The 21,587-nt window shown below is 73.1% G+C and carries 20 protein-coding genes; 7 read left to right on the forward strand and 13 right to left on the reverse strand.

Annotated elements, in window-relative coordinates; all coding sequences use genetic code 11:
- Nucleotides 1-36: 36 nt before the first annotated feature.
- Nucleotides 37-906 carry a lysophospholipid acyltransferase family protein gene (locus tag ACU616_RS22290; RefSeq protein WP_446760596.1) on the forward strand — a complete coding sequence of 290 codons (870 nt, stop codon included), beginning with the start codon at nucleotides 37-39 and terminating at the stop codon, nucleotides 904-906.
- A gap of 28 nt (nucleotides 907-934) precedes the next feature.
- Here the strand turns inward: ACU616_RS22290 and ACU616_RS22295 are convergent, their stop codons facing one another.
- A complete protein-coding gene (locus tag ACU616_RS22295; RefSeq protein WP_446760597.1) occupies nucleotides 935-1,447 on the reverse strand; it encodes a GNAT family N-acetyltransferase in 513 nt (170 codons plus the stop codon).
- 87 nt (nucleotides 1,448-1,534) lie between these two features.
- On the opposite strand from ACU616_RS22295, the gene ACU616_RS22300 reads away from it, so the two are divergent.
- The 4 genes from ACU616_RS22300 to ACU616_RS22315 all read left to right on the forward strand — a co-directional run bounded on the left by ACU616_RS22300 (nucleotide 1,535) and on the right by ACU616_RS22315 (nucleotide 6,250).
- Nucleotides 1,535-3,073: an amidohydrolase gene (locus ACU616_RS22300; RefSeq protein ID WP_446760598.1), complete on the forward strand. Its 1,539-nt coding sequence runs from the start codon at nucleotides 1,535-1,537 to the stop codon at nucleotides 3,071-3,073.
- Nucleotides 3,074-3,259: 186 nt separating this feature from the next.
- On the forward strand, nucleotides 3,260-4,903 hold the full coding sequence (lnt, locus tag ACU616_RS22305) for an apolipoprotein N-acyltransferase (RefSeq protein ID WP_446760599.1): 1,644 nt from the start codon (nucleotides 3,260-3,262) through the stop codon (nucleotides 4,901-4,903).
- Nucleotides 4,900-5,694 (forward strand): polyprenol monophosphomannose synthase, encoded by a 795-nt coding sequence (locus ACU616_RS22310; RefSeq protein ID WP_446760600.1) that lies wholly within the window; start codon nucleotides 4,900-4,902, stop codon nucleotides 5,692-5,694. Before lnt ends, ACU616_RS22310 begins: the two co-directional genes overlap by 4 nt.
- Before the next feature lie 40 nt (nucleotides 5,695-5,734).
- Nucleotides 5,735-6,250 (forward strand): FxsA family protein, encoded by a 516-nt coding sequence (locus ACU616_RS22315; RefSeq protein ID WP_446760601.1) that lies wholly within the window; start codon nucleotides 5,735-5,737, stop codon nucleotides 6,248-6,250.
- Nucleotides 6,251-6,399: 149 nt separating this feature from the next.
- Here ACU616_RS22315 and ACU616_RS22320 read toward each other — a convergent pair whose 3' ends face one another.
- Both ACU616_RS22320 and ACU616_RS22325 read right to left on the reverse strand, forming a co-directional pair.
- Nucleotides 6,400-6,744, reverse strand: a complete 345-nt coding sequence (locus tag ACU616_RS22320; protein ID WP_446760602.1) for an RNA polymerase-binding protein RbpA — start codon at nucleotides 6,742-6,744, stop codon at nucleotides 6,400-6,402.
- 193 nt (nucleotides 6,745-6,937) lie between these two features.
- On the reverse strand, nucleotides 6,938-7,174 hold the full coding sequence (locus ACU616_RS22325; RefSeq protein ID WP_446760603.1) for a hypothetical protein: 237 nt from the start codon (nucleotides 7,172-7,174) through the stop codon (nucleotides 6,938-6,940).
- Nucleotides 7,175-7,381: 207 nt separating this feature from the next.
- Between ACU616_RS22325 and ACU616_RS22330 the strand changes: the two genes are divergently transcribed.
- Nucleotides 7,382-7,651 (forward strand): hypothetical protein, encoded by a 270-nt coding sequence (locus ACU616_RS22330; protein ID WP_446760604.1) that lies wholly within the window; start codon nucleotides 7,382-7,384, stop codon nucleotides 7,649-7,651.
- An 819-nt stretch (nucleotides 7,652-8,470) separates the two neighbouring features.
- Here ACU616_RS22330 and ACU616_RS22335 read toward each other — a convergent pair.
- Nucleotides 8,471-8,722 (reverse strand): hypothetical protein, encoded by a 252-nt coding sequence (locus ACU616_RS22335; protein WP_446760605.1) that lies wholly within the window; start codon nucleotides 8,720-8,722, stop codon nucleotides 8,471-8,473.
- A 144-nt stretch (nucleotides 8,723-8,866) separates the two neighbouring features.
- Nucleotides 8,867-9,193 (reverse strand): hypothetical protein, encoded by a 327-nt coding sequence (locus ACU616_RS22340; protein ID WP_446760606.1) that lies wholly within the window; start codon nucleotides 9,191-9,193, stop codon nucleotides 8,867-8,869.
- A gap of 279 nt (nucleotides 9,194-9,472) precedes the next feature.
- Between ACU616_RS22340 and ACU616_RS22345 the strand changes: the two genes are divergently transcribed.
- The gene (locus ACU616_RS22345; protein WP_446760607.1) at nucleotides 9,473-11,257 is read left to right on the forward strand and encodes a GmrSD restriction endonuclease domain-containing protein; all 1,785 of its coding nucleotides are present in this window, start codon (nucleotides 9,473-9,475) and stop codon (nucleotides 11,255-11,257) included.
- 114 nt (nucleotides 11,258-11,371) lie between these two features.
- Here ACU616_RS22345 and fxsT read toward each other — a convergent pair whose 3' ends face one another.
- The 8 genes from fxsT to ACU616_RS22385 form a co-directional block, all read right to left on the reverse strand.
- Nucleotides 11,372-14,023, reverse strand: a complete 2,652-nt coding sequence (gene fxsT / locus ACU616_RS22350; protein ID WP_446760608.1) for an FxSxx-COOH system tetratricopeptide repeat protein — start codon at nucleotides 14,021-14,023, stop codon at nucleotides 11,372-11,374.
- Between the two features lie 237 nt (nucleotides 14,024-14,260).
- On the reverse strand, nucleotides 14,261-14,539 hold the full coding sequence (locus ACU616_RS22355) for a hypothetical protein (RefSeq protein WP_446760609.1): 279 nt from the start codon (nucleotides 14,537-14,539) through the stop codon (nucleotides 14,261-14,263).
- A 151-nt stretch (nucleotides 14,540-14,690) separates the two neighbouring features.
- Nucleotides 14,691-15,035 carry a hypothetical protein gene (locus tag ACU616_RS22360; protein ID WP_446760610.1) on the reverse strand — a complete coding sequence of 115 codons (345 nt, stop codon included), beginning with the start codon at nucleotides 15,033-15,035 and terminating at the stop codon, nucleotides 14,691-14,693.
- A gap of 1,128 nt (nucleotides 15,036-16,163) precedes the next feature.
- Nucleotides 16,164-17,132, reverse strand: a complete 969-nt coding sequence (locus ACU616_RS22365; protein ID WP_446760611.1) for a hypothetical protein — start codon at nucleotides 17,130-17,132, stop codon at nucleotides 16,164-16,166.
- A 220-nt stretch (nucleotides 17,133-17,352) separates the two neighbouring features.
- Complete coding sequence (locus ACU616_RS22370) at nucleotides 17,353-17,742, reverse strand: hypothetical protein (RefSeq protein WP_446760612.1); 390 nt, start codon at nucleotides 17,740-17,742, stop codon at nucleotides 17,353-17,355.
- Entirely contained in the window at nucleotides 17,739-17,945 is a 207-nt protein-coding gene (locus ACU616_RS22375) for a hypothetical protein (protein WP_446760613.1), read from the reverse strand. The genes ACU616_RS22370 and ACU616_RS22375 overlap by 4 nt, the downstream gene beginning before the upstream one ends.
- Before the next feature lie 254 nt (nucleotides 17,946-18,199).
- Entirely contained in the window at nucleotides 18,200-19,093 is an 894-nt protein-coding gene (locus ACU616_RS22380; RefSeq protein WP_446760614.1) for an IS982 family transposase, read from the reverse strand.
- Nucleotides 19,094-19,628: 535 nt separating this feature from the next.
- Nucleotides 19,629-21,476: a hypothetical protein gene (locus ACU616_RS22385; protein WP_446760615.1), complete on the reverse strand. Its 1,848-nt coding sequence runs from the start codon at nucleotides 21,474-21,476 to the stop codon at nucleotides 19,629-19,631.
- Nucleotides 21,477-21,587: the final 111 nt, after the last annotated feature.

Here is a 21,587-nt window from a genome sequence, read left to right on the forward strand (position 1 = left end):
CGGGTGACCTGCGACTCCGCCGGTTATCGTCCCGCCATGTACACCGCGAGGTGGCGTGACGTCGTCCGGGGCGACCTGTTCGGGCCGCGGCCCGACCGGCGTGACCGGCCCTACCGGTTCGTCATCCGGCTGGCGCTGGTGGTCTTCCGGCTGCTGGGGCTGCGCTTCGACATCCGGGGCTCCGGGTACGTCCCGGCCGGCGGCGGGGCGGTGATCTGCAGCAACCACGTCAGCTACCTGGACTTCACCTTCCTCGGGCTGGCCGCGCTGCCGCGGCACCGCCTGGTGCGGTTCATGGCCAAGGCGTCGGTGTTCGGCCACTGGTTCGCCGGGCCGTTCATGCGGGCGATGCAGCACATCCCGGTCGACCGCACGGCCGGCGCCGCGGCCTTCGACGCCGCGGTCCGCGCGCTCAAGGACGGCCAGCTCGTCGGGGTCTTCCCCGAGGCGACGATCAGCCAGAGCTTCACCGTCAAGGGCCTCAAGGCCGGAGCCGCGCGCATGGCCATCGACGCCGGGGTGCCGATCGTGCCCGCCGCGGTGTGGGGCGGGCACCGGGTGGCCACCAAGAAGCACCCGGTGGACCTGCGGCCGGGCAAGGCGGTGACCGTGCTGCTGGGGGAGCCGATCACGCCCGCGCCCGGCGAGCGGCCCGCGGCGCTGCTGGCCCGCACCCGCACCGCCATGGAGGCACTGCTCGACGAGGCGCAGCGCACCTATCCGCAGCAGCCGGCCGGCCCCGAGGACCGGTGGTGGCTGCCGGTGCACCTGGGGGGCACGGCACCCACGCTGGAGGAGGCCGACGCCCGCGACCGGGCCGACGCCGCCGGGCACCGCAGGAGGGTGCGCACCTCCCGCCGGGCGCGGCTGCGCGCCCGCCTCGCCGGCCGCCGCACCCGGCGGTGACCGGCCGGCGGTGACCGGCCGGTGCTGCTCAGTCGACGACGGGCGGTGCCATGAGGCGGAACGCCTCGAGCTCGACGTCGTACCAGCGGCGCATCCGTCCCAGCGGCTGCATGCCCAGCCGCCGGCAGACCGCCAGGGAGGCCTCGTTGCCGGGCCGGACGACGGCGTAGACCTCGGGCAGGCCGGCGCCGAAGGCCCGCTCGACGACGGCCCGGGCGGCCTCGGTGGCGTAGCCGTGGCCCCAGCTGTCGGGGTGCAGGTGCCAGCCGACCTCGACCTCCCCGACGCCGTCGGGCAGCGGCTTGAGCAGCACGGTGCCGGCCACCGCCGGCGCGCCGTCGCGGACCTCGATCGCCCAGCAGCCGCAGCAGGGGTCGACGCGGGGGATCTGCGCCCACCGGGCCACCAGCTCCGCCGGCCCCACCGACGGCGGCCCGCCGAGCCAGCGGGTGACCTCCTCGCGGCCGTAGAGGTCGGCCAGGCGGGCCAGGTCGTGGCGGCCGGTGGTCCACGGGCGCAGCCGCAGCCGGGGGGTGAGCACTTCCCCGTCCCGGTCCGGCACCGCTCCTGCCTACCGCCGGCGACCGGCCCCGGCCACCCGGGGCCGGCGCCACGCGGGGGAGCCGTCATGCTCGGCGGCATGCGCCCCGACGGCACCGACCTGCTGCTCTCCGACGTCACCGTCGGCGACCGGCCCGGTCGCGCGGTGCACGTCGTCGACGGCTGGATCGCCTGGCTCGGTGTGGCGGCCGACGCCCCGAGCGCCGGCCGGGTGCTGGCGGGGGAGGGGGCGCTGCTCACCCCGGCGTTCGTGGACGCGCACGTGCACGCCACGGCCACCGGCCTGGCGCTCACCGGTCTCGACCTCCACTCGAGGTCGAGCCTGGCCGAGGCGGTGGCCGCGGTGGCGGCGGCGGTCCGCGGCGGGCCGCCGGGGACCGTGCTGGGCACCGGGTGGGACGAGACCGGCTGGCCGGAGGGCCGCGGGCTGACCCGCGCCGACCTCGACGCCGTCGTCGGCGACCGGCCGGCCTACCTGGCCCGGGTGGACGTGCACTCGGCGACGGTCTCCACGGCGCTGCTGGACCTCGTCGCGGGGGTGCGCGACCTGCCCGGCTTCTCGCCGGACGGGCAGCTGCGCCTCGACGCCCACCACGCCGCCCGGCAGGCCGCCTATGGTGCGGTGACCGCAGCCCAGCGCGCGGCCGCGCAGGAGGCGACGCTGGCCGAGGCGGTGCGCCTGGGCATCGGCAGCCTGCACGAGATGGCCGGGCCGGAGGTGTCCGGCGCCGAGGACCTGCGGGCCCTGCTGGCCCTGGCCGGGCGGCGGCCCGGGCCGCGGGTGGCCGGCTACTGGGGGGAGCTGGCCGAACGCGGCGGCCTGGACCTGGTGCGGGAGCTGGGCCTGGCCGGCGCCGGCGGCGACCTGTTCTGCGACGGCGCCCTCGGCTCGCACACCGCGGCGCTGAGCGGCCCCTACCGCGACCGCCCCGACACCGCCGGCGCGCTGCGGTTCGCCACCGCACAGCTGGTCGACCACGTCCGCGCCTGCACCGCGGCGGGCGTGCAGGCCGGTTTCCACTGCATCGGTGACGCCGCGGTGGACCAGGTCCTCGACGCGGTCGGGGCCGTCGTCGCCGAGCTCGGCGCACCCGCGGTGCGCGCCTGCCGGCACCGGCTCGAGCACGTGGAGATGGCCGGGCCCGGCGCGGTGGAGCGGATGCGGGCGTGGGGGATGGTGGCCAGCGTCCAGCCGGCCTTCGACGCGGCGTGGGGCGGGGACGCCGGGATGTACGCCGAGCGGCTCGGCGCCGAGCGGGCCCTGGCCACCAACCCGTTCGCCGACCTCGCCGACGCCGGGGTCGCCCTGGCCCTGGGCAGCGACGCCCCGGTCACCCCCATGGACCCGTGGGGCGGGGTGCACGCCGCCGTCGACCACCGCACGCCCGGCGCGGGTCTGCGGCCCTTCGACGCCTTCGACGCGGCCACCCACGGTGGCTGGCACGCCCTGCGGTCGGAGACGGCGGCCGGGCCGCTGGCGGTGGGCGCGCCGGGCGACCTGGCGCTGTGGGCCACCGGCTCGACCCTGTCCGGCGTGCTCGAGCGGCGCGAGCGGCCGGCCTGCCGGGCCCTGGTGGTCGCCGGAGAGACGCTGCAGTCGCTGTAACGGAAACGCCCGGCCGGGTGCGGCGACCGCACTGCCGGGCGACCTCGCCGGTCGCAGCCCCGGTCGCCACAGGCGGGATGGGATGCTGGTCGGCGGACCACACCGTGGTCAGCAGCCGCGGGGGACGCGGGTGCCAGCCGGACGCCCGGGCCCTGCCCGCGGCTCGACGTCGCGGGGAGGCCAGCGGTGGCTGCAGCGGCCGTGCACGACACCACGACCGCGGACGCCGGTACGACGCAGGTCCCGGCCCGACGGCGGCTGCCGTGGCGCACCGCGCTGGCCGCGGCCGGCGGGTTCCTGCTGCTGCTCGCCTTCCCCGGGTGGTCGCTGCCGCCGCTGGCCGTGCTCGGACCGGCGGCCCTGGCGCTGGCCGTGCACCGGCAGCGGGCGCGCGCCGGCGCGTGGCTCGGCCTGGTGTCCGGGCTCGCCTTCTTCGTGCCGCTGCTGTCGTGGAGCGGCACCTACGTCGGCGCGTTCCCGTGGCTGGCGCTCGCGCTGTCCCAGGCGGCGTTCCTCGCGCTGCTGGGAGCGGCGACGGCGGCCACCTCCCGGCTGCGGCTGTGGCCGCTGTGGACGGCCGCGCTGTGGGTGGCCGACGAGGCCCTGCGCGGCCGGGTCCCCTTCGGCGGCTTCCCCTGGGGCCGGCTGGGTCTCAGCCAGACCGACGGCCCCTTCCTCGCCCTCGCCGCCTACGGCGGTGTGCCGCTGGTCGGTTTCGCCGTGGCCCTGACCGGCGCGCTGCTGGCCGCCGCGGTCCTCGCGCTCGTCCGTGCCCGCCGGGACCCCGCCGCTGGGGGCCGGCGCCGCCGGGCGGTGCGGACGGCGGTGCGGACGGCGGTGGCCGCGCTGGCCGGGGCGGCCGCCGTCCCGCTGCTCGGCGGGCTGGCCTGGCTGCCGCTGCCCGGCTCCTCGCTGACCGCCGGCGGCCCGGCGGTGACCGTCGCCGTCGTCCAGGGCGACGTCCCCGAGGCGGGGCTGGAGTTCAACGCGCGGCGCCGGGCGGTGCTGGACAACCACGTGCAGCGCACCCTCGAGCTGGCCGCGCGGGTCGCCGCCGGGGACGAGCCCGCGCCGGACCTGGTGGTGTGGCCGGAGAACAGCTCCGACATCGACCCCTACCTCAACGCCGACGCCGCCCGGCAGATCGACCGTGCCGCCGCGGCGGTCGACGCGCCGATCCTCGTCGGCGCCGTCCTCGACGGGCCCGGCCGGTACCTGAGCAACACCGCGATCGTGTGGGAGCCCGGGACCGGGCCGGGCGACACCTACGTCAAGCGCCACCCCGTGCCGCTGGCCGAGTACGTGCCGGCGCGGCGGTTCTTCCGCTTCTTCAGCGACAAGGTCGACCTGGTGCGCCGCGACTTCACCGCCGGCACCGAGGTCGGCGTGCTCGACGTCGGCGGGGCCCGCGTCGGCGACGTCATCTGCTTCGAGGTGGTCTACGACTCCCTCGTGCACGACACCGTGGAGGCCGGCGCCGGCATGCTCGTCGTCCAGACCAACAACGCCACCTTCGGGTTCACCGACGAGAGCGCGCAGCAGGTCGCCGCGGCGCGGGTGCGGGCGGTGGAGAGCGGCCGGTCGGTCGCGTTGGCCTCCACCAGCGGCATCTCCGCGGTGATCGCCCCCGACGGGTCGCTGGCCGCCTCGTCCGGGCTGTTCGAGCCGGCGGTGCTCGTCGCGCGGATCGCCCAGCGCGACGCGGCGACCGTGGCCACGCGGCTCGGCGCGGCGCCGGAGTGGGCGCTGTGCGCGCTGGGCGCCGCCGCGGTGCTGGCGGCCGCCGCCCCGGCGGTGCGCCGGAGGGTGCGCGCCGGAGGCGCCCGGTGACGGCGGCACCGCGGGTCCTCGTCGTCATCCCCACCTACGACGAGGTGGACAACCTCGAGCCGATCCTCGACCGGCTGCACGCCGCCGTCCCCGGGGCGCACGCCCTGGTCGTCGACGACGGCTCACCCGACGGCACCGGCGAGCTCGCCGAGAAGCTCGCCGCCGAGGACGCCCGGGTGCACGTGCTGCGGCGGACCCAGAAGTCCGGCCTGGGACCGGCCTACGTGGCCGGGTTCCGGTGGGGACGCGAGCACGGCTACGACGTCCTGGTCGAGATGGACGCCGACGGCTCGCACCACCCCGAGCAGCTGCCGCGGCTGCTGGCCGCCCTGGCCGACGCCGACCTGGTGCTGGGCTCGCGCTGGGTGCCCGGCGGCCGCGTGGAGGACTGGCCGCGCCGGCGGCTGCTGCTGTCGCGGGTGGGCAACCGCTACACCCGGTGGGCGCTGCGGCTGCCGCTGGCCGACGCGACCGGGGGGTTCCGGGCCGTCCGCGGCGACCTGGTCGACCGGCTGCCCTTCGCGGAGGTGGCCAGCCAGGGCTACTGCTTCCAGGTCGACTGGGCCTGGCGCGCCTGGCGGTCGGGCGCCCGCGTGGTGGAGGTGCCGATCACCTTCACCGAGCGCGCGTACGGCAGGAGCAAGATGACCGCCTCGATCGTTGAGGAGGCGTTGGTACGGGTCACGTGGTGGGGCCTGCAGGACCGGCTGGCCGACCGGCTGCCGGGCCTGGTCCCCCGCGCCGTACCGGGACGGGTCCGCGACGGCGGGCGGTCCAGCGCGGTCCGGTAGGCGGACCCGGGCCGTCGGCACGAGCGGGCCGAGGAGAGCCGTGGGACACCGCGTGAGGGTGCTGGCGGGGCTGTGGGCCCTCGCCGAGGTCGTCGTCTTCGTCCTGGTCGCTGCGTGGATCGGGGTGGGCGCGACCCTGCTGGCGGCGCTGGCCACCACCGTGCTGGGCTGGGTGCTGCTGACCCGTCAGGGCACCCGTGCCCTGTCCGAGCTGCGCGAGCGGGCGCAGGCGCACCGCCCGGCCGGCCGGGCCGCCACCGACGCCGGCCTGGTCGCCGCCGGCGGGGCGCTCATGGTGCTGCCGGGCTTCCTGGGGGACGCCGTCGGGCTGCTGTGCCTGCTGCCCCCGACCCGGCCCCTGGTGCGGGCCACCGTGGTCCGCGGGCTGACCCACGGCCTGGCGGGCCGGCTCGGGGTGGCCGGTCCGGTGCGCGTCCGCAGCACCCGGGTGCCCGACGCGGCCTCCCCTCACGAGACCCCGGGGTGGCGGTCGGGGTCCACGGCGTCGCGGGTGATCGAGGGCGAGGTCGCCGGTGAGGAGCACCTGACGCGCTAGGACGCCAGGACCGGGTGGCGGCACCCGGGACCGCGGGCCGCTGCGGCCGGCGGTCCCGACCCTGGACGCTCCTGGTCCCGGACGCGGAACGGCCCCGGTGGGGTGTCCCACCGGGGCCGTTGCGTGCCGCCCTGTGCTGGGCTGTCGCGCTAGCTGGCGCGGGTGCGCCGGCCGCGGAGCACCTCGAGGCGCTCGGCGAGGACCTCCTCGAGGTCCTCCACGGAGCGGCGCTCCAGGAGCATGTCCCAGTGGGTCCGCGGCGGCTTGACCTTCTTGGGGGTCGGCTCGGTGCCGCCGACCAGCTTGGCCGCGGCGCCGTCGAACTTGCACTCCCAGGTGTCGGGCACCTCGGCGTCGTCGGCGAAGGGCACGGTGAACCGGTGGCCCGCGGGACACTTGTACTCGGCGTACTGCCGCTCGATCGGCGCGGTGTTCCGCTCGGTCTCGTAGCTCACGCTGCCCAGTCGGCTGCCGCGCAGGGAACGCTCGCCCATGGCACACCGTCCTCTCGTGCTGGTGGAGTCGGTCAGGAGTCCTCGTCGCAGCTGGGAGCTACCCACTGCACAGGGGAGTCGAAAGAGACCAACGACGGATTTCGCGAAGAGATTCCGCTGAGTCGGTTCCACATCATCGCATGGGGTAGTATTGGCCCGCGCGGCGGCCCCCCGTCCGGGGGAGGAGGCGGCCTCAGGGGAGGGCCAGCTGCTCGGGACCGGCCGCCGTCGGGCCCAGCTGCCCGAGGACGTGGTGACGCCGGCACAGCACCTGGTAGTGCACCTCGCCGCCGGGGGCGGCGTCGTCGGTCGTGCCGGGCGCCGGGGTCGGTGCGGTGTCGGCGACGACGACCGTGGCGCCGGAGCGGACCATCGCCCCGTCGACGACGCGCGCGTTGAGCAGCCCGGGGGCGCCGCACCAGCACAGCACCTCGACCTGGATGCGCTGGACGTCGTCGGCGACCTCGAGCAGCCGCTGGGTGCCCGGGAACAGGCGGGTCCGGAAATGCCCAGGTTGTAACTAGGAGGAGCCGTGGGCTACGGTCCAACCGCGGCCCAATACGAGGCGCCCCCGCCGGCGAGTTGTAGCTCGCCGACGGGGACTTCCGGAACAACCTGAGAGAGCAGGAGTCCCAGCATGTTCAAGAATGTCAGCCCCACCGCGCCCGTGGTCGACCTCGCCGCGCACCGCGGCCGGCGCCACGCCGAGAACGCCGCCGAGACCACCGGCCGCCTGCTCCAAATGCAGCTCTACACCGAGGCGGACGCGGACCTCGGCGTCACGGAGCCCACCCCGTCCAGGACGCTGGAGGAGTGGGCGATCATCGTCCACGGCGTCGTCGGTGACGAGGTGGACGATGTCACCTTCGGCCGGCTGGTCGACGCCATCGCCGGGATCTCGGCATGACCGCGCGTCCTCCCCGCCGTGAGGAAGCTGTGGTGCCCGCCGTGTGGCTCGGCTGGGCGCTGGCCCACGCGGACATGAAATCGCGGCCTCCTCGGAAACGCCAACGGCCCCGCCGCCCCATCGCTGGGGAGACGGGGCCGTTGCGGTTCCGGCGTCGATCTAAACGGCCTCGGGCTCAGTGACCTCCGTTCCACGGGTTGACACGGAGCGTTGACCCGCAGGCACAGAGCGTCAGACCGGTGTACGGTGTCCGGGTACGCAAAACAGCCCGATGTGGGCCCTACCCCACATCGGGCGAAGCACTAGTCGATCGAGAGGACCGCACCATGTGCTGCAACTCAGATAACCACGCATCAACCGGCGGTGTCAACCCGAACGGCGGGGCTGATGCGCCGTCGCCCGACTGGTCCGAGCGACTCATCCGGGTCGTGACCGCGGTCTGCGTCGCCTACTGGGTCTGGCGGGTGGGTGGCTCGCCCCAGGACGCCGCGGCAATGATACGAGCCGGTGCTGCTCCTGGCGGGGTAGCCGGCACGACCTGACCGACCAGCATCCCGGCACGGCCGACCGCGACGGCGGGGGCGCCATTAGGAGGCCCCTGCCGCCGCGATCGGCCCTACCTCGCTGGCCGGCCCACCGGCTGGTCAGGTCGTGTAGCTACTCCCGCGCCCGTGTGCAGACGCGGGAGTGGCCGTCACGGCCGCGGGGTCAGCGCCGGCCGCCGGCTCCGCCCGGCGGCCGCGCAAGGGCCAGAAATGCAGAACGCCCCGACCTCCGCGAGGGAGGCCGGGGGCGTTCCTTGCCGCGAAACCCGCCGGGTCAGCCAGTCGCCCGCCGAGGCCACGGCAGCCCCTCGACGACCTCGCGCTCGTTCGGAAGGTCGCCGTTCATGCGGGCTTCACCCTTGCCAGGGCCGGAGCCGAACGCCTCAGCCTCCAGGTACTGGAGGAAGTTACGGGCGTCGGCCTGCATGCTGCTCGGGGCGTCGCCGTGGTGCGCGATGCGGCGGAGCAGATTGAGCAGGTCATCGCGACGCGGTGAGGGGGGCCCGTCGGTGCTGTCATGGGTCACATACGCATTGTCACCGAGGCCGGTGTCGAGCGCGACGGTGGGGGCGCATCAGGAGGCCACGGTGCCAAGCGAGGACCCACCGCCACCGTTGTTGCGGTCACCGGCGTTTAAGGCAGGTCCACCGCCTGGCTCCCTCGCGCAAGCTCAGCGGAGGACAAGGGCCTCCATCCGGGCCGGCTCGTGCGGCTTGCCCGTCCTGGCCTTCGATCCAGCGCACATCGGCGCGGGGCTCGGCTGGTGGTGCTCGGCATGACGAAGGTAGCCGCAGATCAAGCAGTGGAAGCCGATCAGCTGGGCGTGGGCAGCCACCGACGTGGCTGCCGAGACGATGCTCGCCGACTTGCCGGCAACGGATGCATGGTGCCGGTCCTCGGTGTTGGTCAGGTCCGGAGCCACCACGCGCGCTCCACCGTCCTTGATGGCCCGCAGACCGCGGCCAGCACGGGAGTACGGCCAGCCGAACGTGGCCACGATCGCAGCGTCGCGGCCACTGACTCGCTCGCCGGCCGCCCTGTGGTGTCCTCGGCATTGACGATCAAATCCCGGCTGACCTGGGAGAAGGTCACGGCATGGACCACATTGACATCCACCCTATGGTCTGACCCATCAAGTAAGAGTACGGGCCTGTTCCGCTCGTCCGCAGAGCGGACGGAACACGCAGGCCACGCACCACCACGGGGGAATGTCATGGCTCGTCCTGCCCATCTGCCACTTCGCAGAATCGTCCTGGGGGTCGTCGCAGCCCTCGTCGTGCTGTTGGTGATCGCCGGGTTGGCCAGCGGGGGGCTGTCGGGCGCGCTGCTGATGGCCGGGCTGGTGCTCCTGCTGATCGGTGTCGGTGCGGCGATCGCCGGCCGGGCTCGGTGGGCGTTTATCGCCAGCCGCAAGGTCGGCGGTGCGGTAGCAGCCGCCGGCCTCGTCATGCTCGTCGTGGGCACCGCGACCACCACGTCCACGGCGACCTCAGCAACCTCGCCTGACTCCTCAACCGCCCCAACAGCCTCATCCGAGCCCCGCGGCAGCGACAGCCCGGCCGCCGCGCCCACCGACGATGAGGCGGCCATCGCGGCGGCCGAAGAGACATTGGCTGACACCGAGACCAACGAGACCGCGGTTCCTCCAGCCGCCGTGGTGGATCCGGCTACCGGCCAACTGAGCGACAGCGCCGCCAACAACGCCATCCAGAACGCCGAGCCCGCCTCGGCCCTGGCCGCCCTGGCCGCGATCGAGGTCAAGGGCCGGACGCCGCGCACCGGCTACGACCGCGACCAGTTCGGTTCTGGCTGGGAAGACACCGACAACAACGGCTGCGACACCCGCAACGACATCCTCGCCCGCGACCTGGACGGCAAGACGTTCAAGCCCGGCACCGGCGACTGCGTCGTGCTGACCGGCACTCTCGCCGATCCGTACTCCGGGCGCACCATCGCCTTCCAGCGCGGCCAGGACACCAGCGATGACGTCCAGATCGACCACGTGGTCGCCCTGTCCGACGCCTGGCAGAAGGGCGCCCAGGGCTGGGCCGCGACCGAGCGCACCACCTTCGCCAACGACCCGCTCAACCTGCTCGCCGTCGACGGCCCACTCAACATGGCCAAGGGCGACGCCGACGCGGCCACTTGGTTGCCTCCGAACACGAGCTATCGCTGCGCGTACGTCGCCCGCCAGGTGGCGGTGAAGGTCTCCTACGACCTGTGGATGACCCAGGCCGAGAAGAACGCCAGCGCCACCGTCCTCAGCTCCTGCCCGGACGAGCCACTGCCCGAGGGTGTCGTCGCGCACCTGCCCGAACAGCAGCCCACACCGGCGCCAGTGCCTGCGCCGGCGCCGGCCCCAGTGCCGGCGCCGGCCCCAGTGCCTGCACCGGCCCCAGTGCCTGCACCGGCCCCAGTGCCTCCGCCGGCTCCCGCACCAAGCCCGTACTACGGGGACTGCGACGCGGCGCACACGGCCGGCGCCGCACCCATCAATGCGGGCGAGCCGGGTTATCGCTCGCAGCTTGACCCAGACGGCGACGGCGTGGCCTGCGAGACCCTTGCTCCCGCGCCTGCACCGGCTCCCGCGCCTGCACCGGCTCCCGCGCCTGCACCGGCTCCCGCGCCTGCACCGGCTCCCGCGCCTGCACCGGCTCCCGCGCCTGCACCGGCTCCCGCGCCTGCACCGGCTCCCGCGCCTGCACCGGCTCCCGCGCCTGCACCGGCTCCCGCGCCTGCACCGGCTCCCGCGCCTGCACCGGCTCCCGCGCCTGCACCGGCTCCCGCGCCTGCACCGGCTCCCGCGCCTGCACCGGCTCCCGCGCCTGCACCGGCTCCCGCGCCTGCACCGGCTCCCGCGCCTGCACCGGCTCCCGCGCCTGCACCGGCTCCCGCGCCTGCACCGGCTCCCGCGCCTGCACCGGCTCCCGCGCCTGCACTCACGGTCCACCCCGGCGCCTTTTGCTCACAGCAGGGCGCCACGGGTGTCACGGACAAAGGCACTCCCATGGTCTGCACCACCACGCCCACTGACTCACAAGCACGGTGGCGCGCTGCGTGAGGACTGCGCGACCAGTCCTTGGCGTCACGGCGACAACGACCGCGGCAATCACCGAGCTAGGCGAACGTGGACGGCAGTATCGACGACCGGCCGCACGCTGACCCAGCGGTGGACCTAGTGAAGCTGTCGTATGCGCTCGGCCTCACGCCGACTGGCGGCCGCGGCCGCAGTGTCGCCTTGCTGCTCCTGGACGGCGGCCAGGGCCTTCAAATCGGTGGCGACCTTGGGGTGGTCCGGCCCATAAGCGGCAGTGTCGACCTGGACGGCCCGGGTAAGAGCGACCACGGCTGCCGCCAGATCGCCCAAGTCAGCGCAGACCCGTCCGAGTCGGTAAAAGTACAAGGCCAAACGCGGGTGGTCGGGGCCCAGGGTGGCCTCGGTGTCCTGCAGGGCCCGCTCCAGCTGGGTGCGGGCGCCGGGGAGATCCCCCAGCTCCTGCAGCACGCTACCGAGGTTGCTGCGGTAGGTGCCGACGGTGGGGTGGTCGGGGCCCAGGGTGGCCTCGGTGATCTGCAGGGCCCGCTCCAGCTGGGTGCGGGCGCCGGGGAGATCTCCCAGGTCCCGTAGCACGAGACCGAGGTTGCTGCGGTAGGTGCCGAGGGTGGGGTGGTCGGGGCCCGAGGTCGACTCGCCGATCTGCAGCGCCCGCTCCAGCTCGGTGCGGGCGCCGGGGAGATCTCCCAGCTCCTGCAGCACGCGACCGAGGTTGCTGCGCAAGGTGCCGACGTAGCGGTGGTCGGGGCCCCGCGCGGCCTCGGTGATCTGCAGCGCCCGCTCCAGCTGGGTGCGGGCGCCGGGGAGATCCCCCAGCTCCCGCAGCACGCTACCGAGGTTGCTGCGGTAGCTGCCGACGGAAGGGCTGTCGGGGCCCAAGGTCGACTCGCCGATCTGCAGCGCCCGCTCCAGCTGGGTGCGGGCGCCGGGGAGATCCCCCAGATCCCGTAGCACGCGACCGAGGTTGCTGCGCAACATGCCGACGTAAGGGCTGTCGGGGCCCAGGGTTGCCTCGCCGATCTGCAGCGCCCGCTCGGCGAGCGGTTGGGCCTGCCGGTACTGGCCCCGACTGCGCAGGTAGGTCGCGGCCTGATCCAGCAGCCAGCCGGTCTTCTTGCCACCGACCTGCAGCCGTTCGGCGTGCTCACACACGACGAGCCAGTGCGGCAGCAGCTCCTGACACCGGGGCCAGCTACTGATCTCCTCGCTGTCGAGCGGGAAGCTCTGCCACAGCAGGCGCAGCGCGCGCTCCGTCCAAGTTCGCTCGTCCTCATCCGTGAGTCGGGCCCGGATGACCGTCTGAACCAGCCGGTGTAGCCCGACGCTGGCCGGGCTGAGGGTGGCCAGCGAGTACCGGCCGATGGCGGCCAGGGTGCGGTTGTAGCGCAGCGGATCCCTCACCACGGCGGCCAGCTCGGCGGGCAGCACGTCTGGATGCTCGGTGGGCAGCCGTCGGGGAACATCGGGGGCCAGGAAGGCGTACAGGTTCAGCAGCGCCCCGGCGGCCGGGACGTCAGCGTGCACCCGGTCCAGGGAGACCGTCCACACGGTGGCCACCCGCCGCCGATCACCGGCCTCGTCTTCCGCGTCCGGCTCCTGTCCGAACAGCTCTCGGGCCCGGTCGCGGACCAGCTGCAGATAGTTCCCCAGGTCGTCTTGGGTCTCCTCCAGGTAGGCGGCGGCCTCCTCCAGCGCCAGCGGCAGGTCCCCGACCAGCTCGGCCAGCGCGTCCAGTGCCGCCGGATCATCGGTGCCGATGCGGCGGCGCAGGAACTGCACCGACTTGGTCCGTGGCAGCGTCGCCAGCCGCTGCGTCGCTGCCTGGGCGCCCCAGGTCGCCCACCGTGAGGTCACCAGCACGTGGCCCATGCCCTCCGGGGGCAGGAGCCGGGCGAGCTGGTCGGGCCGTTCGGCGTTGTCGTAGATCAGCAGCCAGCGGCCGCGGCGGCGCAGCCGGTTGAACAGGGCCGTGATCATCTCCGCCTGGTCAGACACCTCCGGCACACCCAGCTGGGTGGCCAACCGGGCCAGCGCCGCGATCGCCGTAGTCGGCTGCTCGGCATCCACCCACCAGATCAACTCGTAGTCGCTGGCGAAGCGGTGGGCGTACTCCAGCGCCAGGGTGGTCTTGCCGACCCCGCCCAGCCCGTGCACAGCCTGAATCGGCAGCTCGCCGGCGGCCGTACCGGCCAGCAGATCGGCGTGCAACCGCTCCAGGTCCTCATCGCGGCCGATGAAGCCGCGAGGACGGGCGGGCAGGTTGCTCACCTCCGGCCCGGGAAAGCGACCAGCCGCCGTGACCTTGACAGCCGGCCCGCCGGGGTACACAGCGGTACTCGGATGCGCCCCGGCGACCTTCACGTCTTCGACCTTCACGCCTTCGACCAGCCGCTCCCGAGCGGTCACCTCCTCGACGTCGACCAGGTCGATGTACACCCGGCCGGCCAGCAGCCCCGGCGGCTGGCACAGCTGCACCCGCACCGGCACCAGCAGCCCCCGCTCGCCGGAAGGATCCTTGGCGAAGGCGACTCGCCACTCCGCCTCGCCGAACTGGGAGCCGAAGTAGGCCGGGGACAGCACCGCGATCGTGCGCTTGGTGTTGCTGGTGGCCTCGTGCATCTTGTGGATGAAGTCGTTGCCGGGCCGGAAGTCGAACGCCTGCACCAGAGTGGTGTAACCGACCTGTTCGAGGGTGACCGCGATCCACTTGGCCCAGGACTCGTTCACGCCCGTGTAGCTGATAAAGAAGTCGCGTGTAGCGTTCTCGGCCACCGCACCTCCCCGCAGTTCCGGCCCTGTGACAGTAGCGAGGGCGGGCGGTCTCGGAGGTGCTCCCGACGTTCTGCTCGTCGTCTGGGCTGTTATGCGAACCCTCGTCAGGGCTGCCGCAGGAGATGGGCGGCGTTAAGAACCACCAGGGCGACGACAAGGGCGCCAGGGTCGCGGCCGATGCGGTCGCCGGCATCGCCAGGTCGAGCGCGGCGGCCTCGGCGCACCCGCTGCACCCGGTCATCGGTTGCCCCGCAGCGCGGCGCGGCGGCGGGCCTCCGCGATCCCGGCGGCAGCGCCAGTCAGCTCGGCCGTGTCGGTGCCGGCGGCCTTGGCCAGCTCGCTGCGAGTGCGGCCGGGGTGACGCCGCTGGGCCATGGCGACACCGTCGGCGGCCGTCGCAAGCCGCGGACCGGCGGTCTGCTCGGCAGCGAGCTGGGCCCGGAGGCGCTCGACGTCGGCTTGAGCCTCGGCCAGTCGTGCTTCGGCCGCGACGATCGCGGCGTGGTCAGTGGTCATGCGGAAGGGATCTCCTCGGGGAGAGCGATGTCGGGAAGGGTCAGGCAGTGCGGTAGATCCCGCGGCCGGGGAACAGCGGGGGCGTCGACGGCCTCGGCGGCCTTGCGGCGGCCTCGGTTCGTCTTGTGCTGCCGGTACGGTTCCCGGCGCATCAGAACGGCGCCGGGTCGTTGTCGTCGGTGGCCGGCGGGGTGTACGTGACGCGGAAGCGGTCCTTGGCCGTCGACCGGGTGCGACTCTGTCCGGCCGAGCGGATCGCCGTGATGGAGGCGGGGCGGGCGTTCTCCGCGGCCGGCATGGTCCAGCGGCGCCGGGCCGCACCATCGGCGGAGATGCCCAGCTCGGCACGGAACTCCCGCACGTACTTCATGAGCGTGACCGGGGCGTTGGGGGCTTCGGCGCGGGCGAGGAGCCGCACGAACAGGGCCACGGCCTGGGCCTCGTTGTGCTTCTCCCACTCGTTGGCCTGCGGGCGCCGCCACTCCGCGGCCCACAACTCCAGCTCGCGCGGCGTCGCCTCGGTCAGTGGCCAATCGGGGACCGGAGCGTCAGCCGGTCGCGGGGTAAGTCGGGTCCAGGGCCGATCGCTGGGTCGATCGCGGCGAAGGGCGCTGGGGTCAGGCGGTGGAGGCATAGCAATGGTCTCCTTGTCAATGGATTTTGAAAGTTCTAGGTACTGGCGCACCAGCGGCAGCCCTCCCCGCCGGTCGCGGCGCCACCCCCACCCCGGGGCTCCCCTGCCAGGGGGGTGGAGGGGTCCGCAATCGCCGCGAGTCGTCCGCTCACGAACGACCAGCAAGCCGACGAGTAAGAGGACCAGCGCGGGGATCCCAAACGGCACAGGGCAAATGGTGGCGATATCGGAATGGCCTCGGGGAGGCGACTCCGTCGCCCACAAAAAAAGCCGAGCACGAGCCGGCCGAAGGCATCACGGCGAACGCGGACACCGACAACGACAAGGACATCGACGACGACGAGGACGAGGACGACGAGGACGACGAGGTCCTCGCGGACTTCGGTGCTTGGCCGTCGATGGTCTCGCCATTCGCACGCAGCGTTGCACCTTGCGCGTTGGCTTGACGTTGGACAACGCCGACGCCAACGCCGTTGGCCATCTCCGCAAGGCCAACGGCTTCGGCATTGGCCTTGCCCATCAGTACGTAAATGCAGTGCGTGAATGCAGTACGTCAATGCAGTACGTCAATGCAGTACGTCAATGCAGTACATGAATGCAGTAGCACACCACGCACCGCGCACCAGGCCAGCAACCGGCCCACCCACCAGGCACAGGCTGCCCAGCGTGGGGCAGGCGGCGTGCGGTGTGGCCGCGGGGGTGTGGGTGCGGGGGTGTGGGTGCGGGGGTGTGGGTGCGGGGGTGTGGGTGCGGGGGTGTGGGTGCGGGGGTGTGGGTGCGGGGGTGTGGGTGCGGGGGTGTGGGTGCGGGGGTGCAGATGCCGCGGGGTGCGAACACCCGGGGCTGTGCGCGCGGTGCCCCCTGCCCGTGCCGGGGGTGTGGTGGCGGTGGCATCGGGGCAGTACCCACCGGGCGGTGGTGGCCGCCCGGTGGGTACCGGGGGGTGTTACGCGGTGCCCGAGAAGCACGCCCGGGGGCGTTTAGCCGGGGTCACCCCCAAGGCTGAGACACCTTCGGCGTGGCGATGGTCGCGTTCCGAGCACGGCGAGACAGGACCTGCACGGCCTCGTGCTCACCGCCGAGCTGGTCGGAACTGGTACGGGTGGGCTGCACGCCGGGCAGCTCGGCAGCCGCGTGCACCGCGGCGAGTCGCTCGGCGATCTCGGACGGGTGTACGACGTGCGGCTCAAGTACCGCGCGGCTACGGGCCACCGCGAGCAGATGCAGCGGCGAGCCAAGATCAAACAGCGGGAAGGGAAGCGCGGTGATCGCCTCGCCGGTGATCGCGTTGCGGACCTGGCTGGTGAGGCGCCGGGCGAGGTCGGGCACGACCCGCTCGATCCCGCCGAACATGATCAACGCCAGGCCGACCGACCCGGGGGTCAAGTTGAGCGGGTTTTCCAGCCGTGCCAGCGCGACCTGAGCCTGTCGAAGATCGGCGTACTCCGCGGCGAGGGTCTTGAGCTGGCGCCACTCGGCGGCCTTCTCGGCATCGACCGCGGCCTCGGCGGAGTCGATCCCGTCGAGCTGGGCCACGACCTCGGCCGCGCGGTCGAGAAGCTCGTCTAGTTCCTCGGCCAGCACGTCGGGCATGACGCGGACCTCTTCGTTGATCATGCGGACGATGTCGGACACGAACCGGACCGGCAGCGCCGCAAGCTCGGCGCGGACCGCGCGCAGCTCGTCAGCCTTCCGCTTCGCGGTCGCGTAGCGGTCGACCAGCTCGGCGGCGTCCGGGACCTCCCCGGCGCGGAGGCTGGCGTCCACCTCATCGGTGAGGTCCACCGACTCGACCGGGAGGTCCGAGACCGCCGCGGCGAGGGCCTTGGCGCCGAGGAAACCGGTCACCAGCTCGTCGACCTCGGCGGGCAACATGGCGGTCAGCCGCGGGTGCTTCTGCACGACACGTGCGGCCTTCTCGTCGATGCCAAACTGGATGGAGGAGAGGGAGGAAGACATGGGAGGTGCTCCGATCTAGGGGTGGGGGTACGCCCATGGCCGGGCGGGGGAAACCGCCGATGGTCCGGCGGGGGAACGTCGCCGCGACGGCCCGCGGAGACGGTGGAGCAGCGAGCGCCGCTCAACGCCGGAGGGCGGCTACCTGGACCATCAGGTAGCCGCCCTCCGGCTGGCGCTCTGAAACCGGGCCACGGCCGAGAATGCGGCCCGGGAGTCGGTGCTAGACCAGGTGCAGGTCGGGGCTGTCGTCCTCGTCGGGCTCGTCGTCGGGGTGCAAGTACCAGACATCCAGGCGCAGCTCGGCGATGACCTCGCGGGTCAGCCGGCCTTGATCGGTGGCCTCCGACGACGCGCAGTTGGCCGCGTCCTCGGCGCGGAAGACGGCCGTGTCGATCGCGGTGAGCCGGGCGATAACCTCCGCGTGTCGCTCGGCGTTGGCCCTCTCGGCGGCGGCGAGCTTCTCGATCAAGTCGGCGAGCAGATCGACGCTGGAAGGTGCCGGCGTAGGCGGAGTGGCATCGCGGCGGCTGTCGCGGACGAAGATGATCTCGTCGTTGGTGTTGCGGAGGCGCTCCGGCTGGAAGCCGTCGCCTGACTGAATGCTCGTCACGAGGTCACCTCGGGCAGCGCCACCTCGGCGGCGTCGAGGCGGGCGGCCAGCGCAGCGACGTCGCTGAGGATCTCGCGGATACCGCGCTCTACGCGGAGAAGCGTCCGGCTCTGCGAGTCCACGACGCCTACAAGCCGCTCCAGGCGCTCGTCGGTTGCCGGGTCTGGGGTGCGGGCAGGGAAAGCCAGCGGGATGGCGGTCATGAGGTCTCCTTGTTGGTGGCGCCGGTAGCGGGCGCGGCGGGGTTCTTGCAGCCCTGAGGTTGTCGAGGCCGATGAGCCGTGCTCACCGAAGCCGGAGAAGGCGGGCGGCCCGTCGCTCGGCCCTGGCGGCCAACTCGGCGCGGAGGACGGCGACGCGGGCGGGGAGAATCCTGTTGAGGTCGGCCAGCTCGTAGAACCTGCACGAGCAGTGGGCGACCCTCAGGCAAGGACTAGACGAGTAAGTCCGAAGCTGGTCAGTGGTCGTAGGCGATCAGGGACCGGGTGATCGGCTGCCCGGTGGCGCGGTTGTGCCAGATCGCGGCGGTGAGCGCCAGCAGCCGTTGGGCGACGCGGGCGGTGACGCCGATGAGGCTGCGGCCGCCGTGCAGTTCCAGGTCCAGTTGGCCTTTGAGGGTGTCGTGGACCGACTCGATGAGCTGCCGGATGGGTGCCAGCAGCGCCTGGCCCGGGCGGGGTGTGCGGTTGCGGTAGGAGGGGCGCAGCAGCTCCGCGCCCCGGGTCTGCAGATAGTCGTCCAGTTCGGCGGAGACGTAGCCCTTGTCGGCCAGGATCAGCAGCCCGGGCCGCTCGGCGAGCAGGTGTGCGTCCTCATCGAGGACGCACATCAGCACCTGACGCTCATCGAGCTTGGGGTCGGCCAGCGCCCAGGTGATCGGCAGCCCGGCCGGGGTGCAGATCAGGTGCAGCCGCAGGCCCCAGAACCAGCGGGAGTGACTCGGGCAGTAGCTGTAGCCGGCGATGCCGGCCAGGTCCGAGCGCCGGACGGTCGGCCGGGAGCGGGCGCATTCCACCGGGGTGGAGTCGACCCGCCAGACCGGATCGGTCCACAGGTCGGTGTCGGCCGCGAGCATCCGGATGAGGCGCTTGAGCAGTGGTGCCGCCGCCCGCAGGCGCTTGTTGTACCCGGACTGGCCGGGCAGGTAGGGAAAGGCGCCGGGTAGCGCCGCGGGCACCAGTCGCAGCCAGCGGGCTTCGGAGTGAATCCCGAGCAGGGCCTGGGCCACGGCCAGGGTGAGCAGCTCGGCGTCGGTCAGCCGCGGTGGGCGTCCGGCGCGGACGTGACCGGTGAGATGGTCGTCGATGCGGACGTAGAGTGCGGTCAGGAGGGTGTTGAGGTCGGTCGTCACAACCCGAGCCTGAACACCCTCCGTCCGCGTCTACAGCGGCTTTCGACCCTCCCGGCCGATAGGACTTACTCGTCTAGGGCATCAGGGATCGGCGCCGGGTCCGTGCGTGACTGAGGTCCCGCAGGTCTGGCAGGCCGCGGTAACGAGGAGGACGCCGTCGGGGGCGAGGTTGAGCGCAGCGATGTGACGGTGTGCATCGGGATTTCTGGCATGGGTGAAGCCGGGCGTCGGCGCGCCCGGTGAGCTGGAGTAGTGGGGTGCAACGCGGGGGAGCAGCCGACGCTGTGACTCTGTGACGCTGTGACTCTTCGTCCGGGTGGACATGGATTTCACCGCCCTCCCGCCCTCCCCCTCTTATTTTTGGGGAACGCGAGTATGGGAGGGATCCGTAGGCGCCCGGACGATGTGTCACAGAGTCACAGCGTCACCGGGAAAGCCCACCCCGGCGTCGACCTGCGGGTTCACATCGACGCCATTGTGACGCAGTGCGTGACACATCGGGGCCGGTGCGGCACCCGATGTGTCACGCCAGCCGTCACATGCCGGCTGCGTCGTCTAGATCGAAGGGGAGAACATCGACCAGGGCGGCCACAGGGCGCTCCCCGTCCCCGGCGTCGGCAATCTCGCCGACCTGCCGGAGAGTGAGGTAGCGGCCGTCCCGCGTCCGCTCGCGGTTGCTGACCACGCCGGCGTGCCGCAGGGACTCGCTGGCGCGTTCAAGCTGCGTGGTCAGCGCTCGGGCCGACCGCGGCCACCACTCCGGCTGACGGTTGGTCTGCCAGTCCCACCCGGCGCGGGTGTCCAGCGCGGCCAGCAGTTCCGGCGACTTGCCTCGCCATGCAACCCCGCGACGACCGCGGACGAAGTCGAGCACCGCGGCGGTGAAGGGATCGTCAAGGGCACGGTCAGCCATCGAGTCGTCCACCGCGCCGGTATAGGCGGCCAGGTGGCCGGCGTCGTTTGCGAGACCGAGGCTCCGGTCCAGCGCGGCCAGGATCATGGCGTAGTCGGCCATTCGCGGCCATGACCGCGTCGTGTCGGCCCGAATCTCCCCGAGGTGGCGGAGGACCAGGACGACGTCGTCGAGGAGTGCGCCGAACATGGCCGGCTTGGCTGCCGCGTAGGCCGTCCAGAGCCCCGCTTCCCCGCGTCGGTGGGTGTCAGGCACCCGGTCCAGCGGGACGTGGACGATGCGCTCCAGGGCGTCGGAGCCGAGCCCCGAGGGCATCGTGATTGAGGTGGCCACCCCGCTGCGCTTGTAGGCGACCGGCCGCAGGTCGTCGTCGGAGTACAGCGCCCGGCGATCATCGGTCACGCCAGTGACCAGGCGGCACAGCCAGTCCGAGGTGTTCTGCGAGACGGTGGTGATGTTGTCGTACGCGACGAGGAACCGGCCGCGGGCCGCGGTGGAGTCGTCGCGCTCGTTGCGGCCGGGTTCCTTGCCGAGGGACTCCACCGGCTCGATCAGCGAAAGCGCCATCCGGGCCCGTGTCGACTTGCCCGACCCCTGTGGCCCCGTGGCCCACAGCAGCGGCCGCGGGTACTCCGCGAACAGCGACGCCACCAGCCAGCCGCGGACGAGCATCCAGTGGCGCTCGTCGGCTAGGCCCATGAGGTCCCGCAGGGTGTCCAGCGAGCCACCCGGCACCGGCGCGGGCAGTGCCGCCGTGGCGGCCGTCCGCCGAAACAGCGGCATGTCCTCGGTCTGGTCGGTCACCCGGTAGCCATCCCGCGTGACCTCGACAACCTGGCCGGTCGCGTCGCCCAGGTCCACGACCACCCGATCGTCCCCGACCTGGGCGGCGCGCAGGGCGACCGGCACCACGTCATCGGAGGAGTCGGCGATGGCCCCGACGACCTCCATGACCGAGCGCATGTGGTCGCTCTTGATGATCACCCCGCGGCCACTCTTGCTCTTCTCCGCCCGGTGCTTGCGGTAGCCCAGCAGGACGTCGGCGCGGATCGACTTGACCTCCTTGGCGATCCGGAGGGAGCCCGGCGAGGTCGGCACCGCGAAGGGAAGGCCGTCGGCGGAGCGGAACAGGCGGTAGTTCTCCTCGATCCAGGAGACGACGGCCTCCCGGGTGACCTGGCCCTCGGCGTCGGCGGTGGCGGCCTCCGCCTGCTCCTCCGCGACCGAGGTGCGAACGGTGTCGAGGAGGGTCAGCCACTTGGCCTCGGTCATGCCGAGGGCCTCGTGGAAGTTCCCGGGGCAGTCCTGGGTGAAGCAGCCGACGGCGACGAGGTCGCCCAGCTCACGGATGCGGAGCGAGTCCGCGGTGCCGCAGGCGGGGCAGGTGGCGGCCCAGCCGTCCGCGACCTGGGTGCGCGTGCCTGGGATGTGCTGCTCGACGAAGGCGTCGAGGGAGATGAGGGCGGACATGGGGCATCCATTCGTGTTGGTGAGCGCCGGCAAGCGCTCAGTTGGGAGGGGAAATGCGGCGAGTTGGCGGCTCGGCCGCGCGGTAGGCATGCGCTGCGCGCTTCGATGGTG

The sequence above is a fragment of the Geodermatophilus sp. URMC 62 genome, assembly GCF_052931475.1.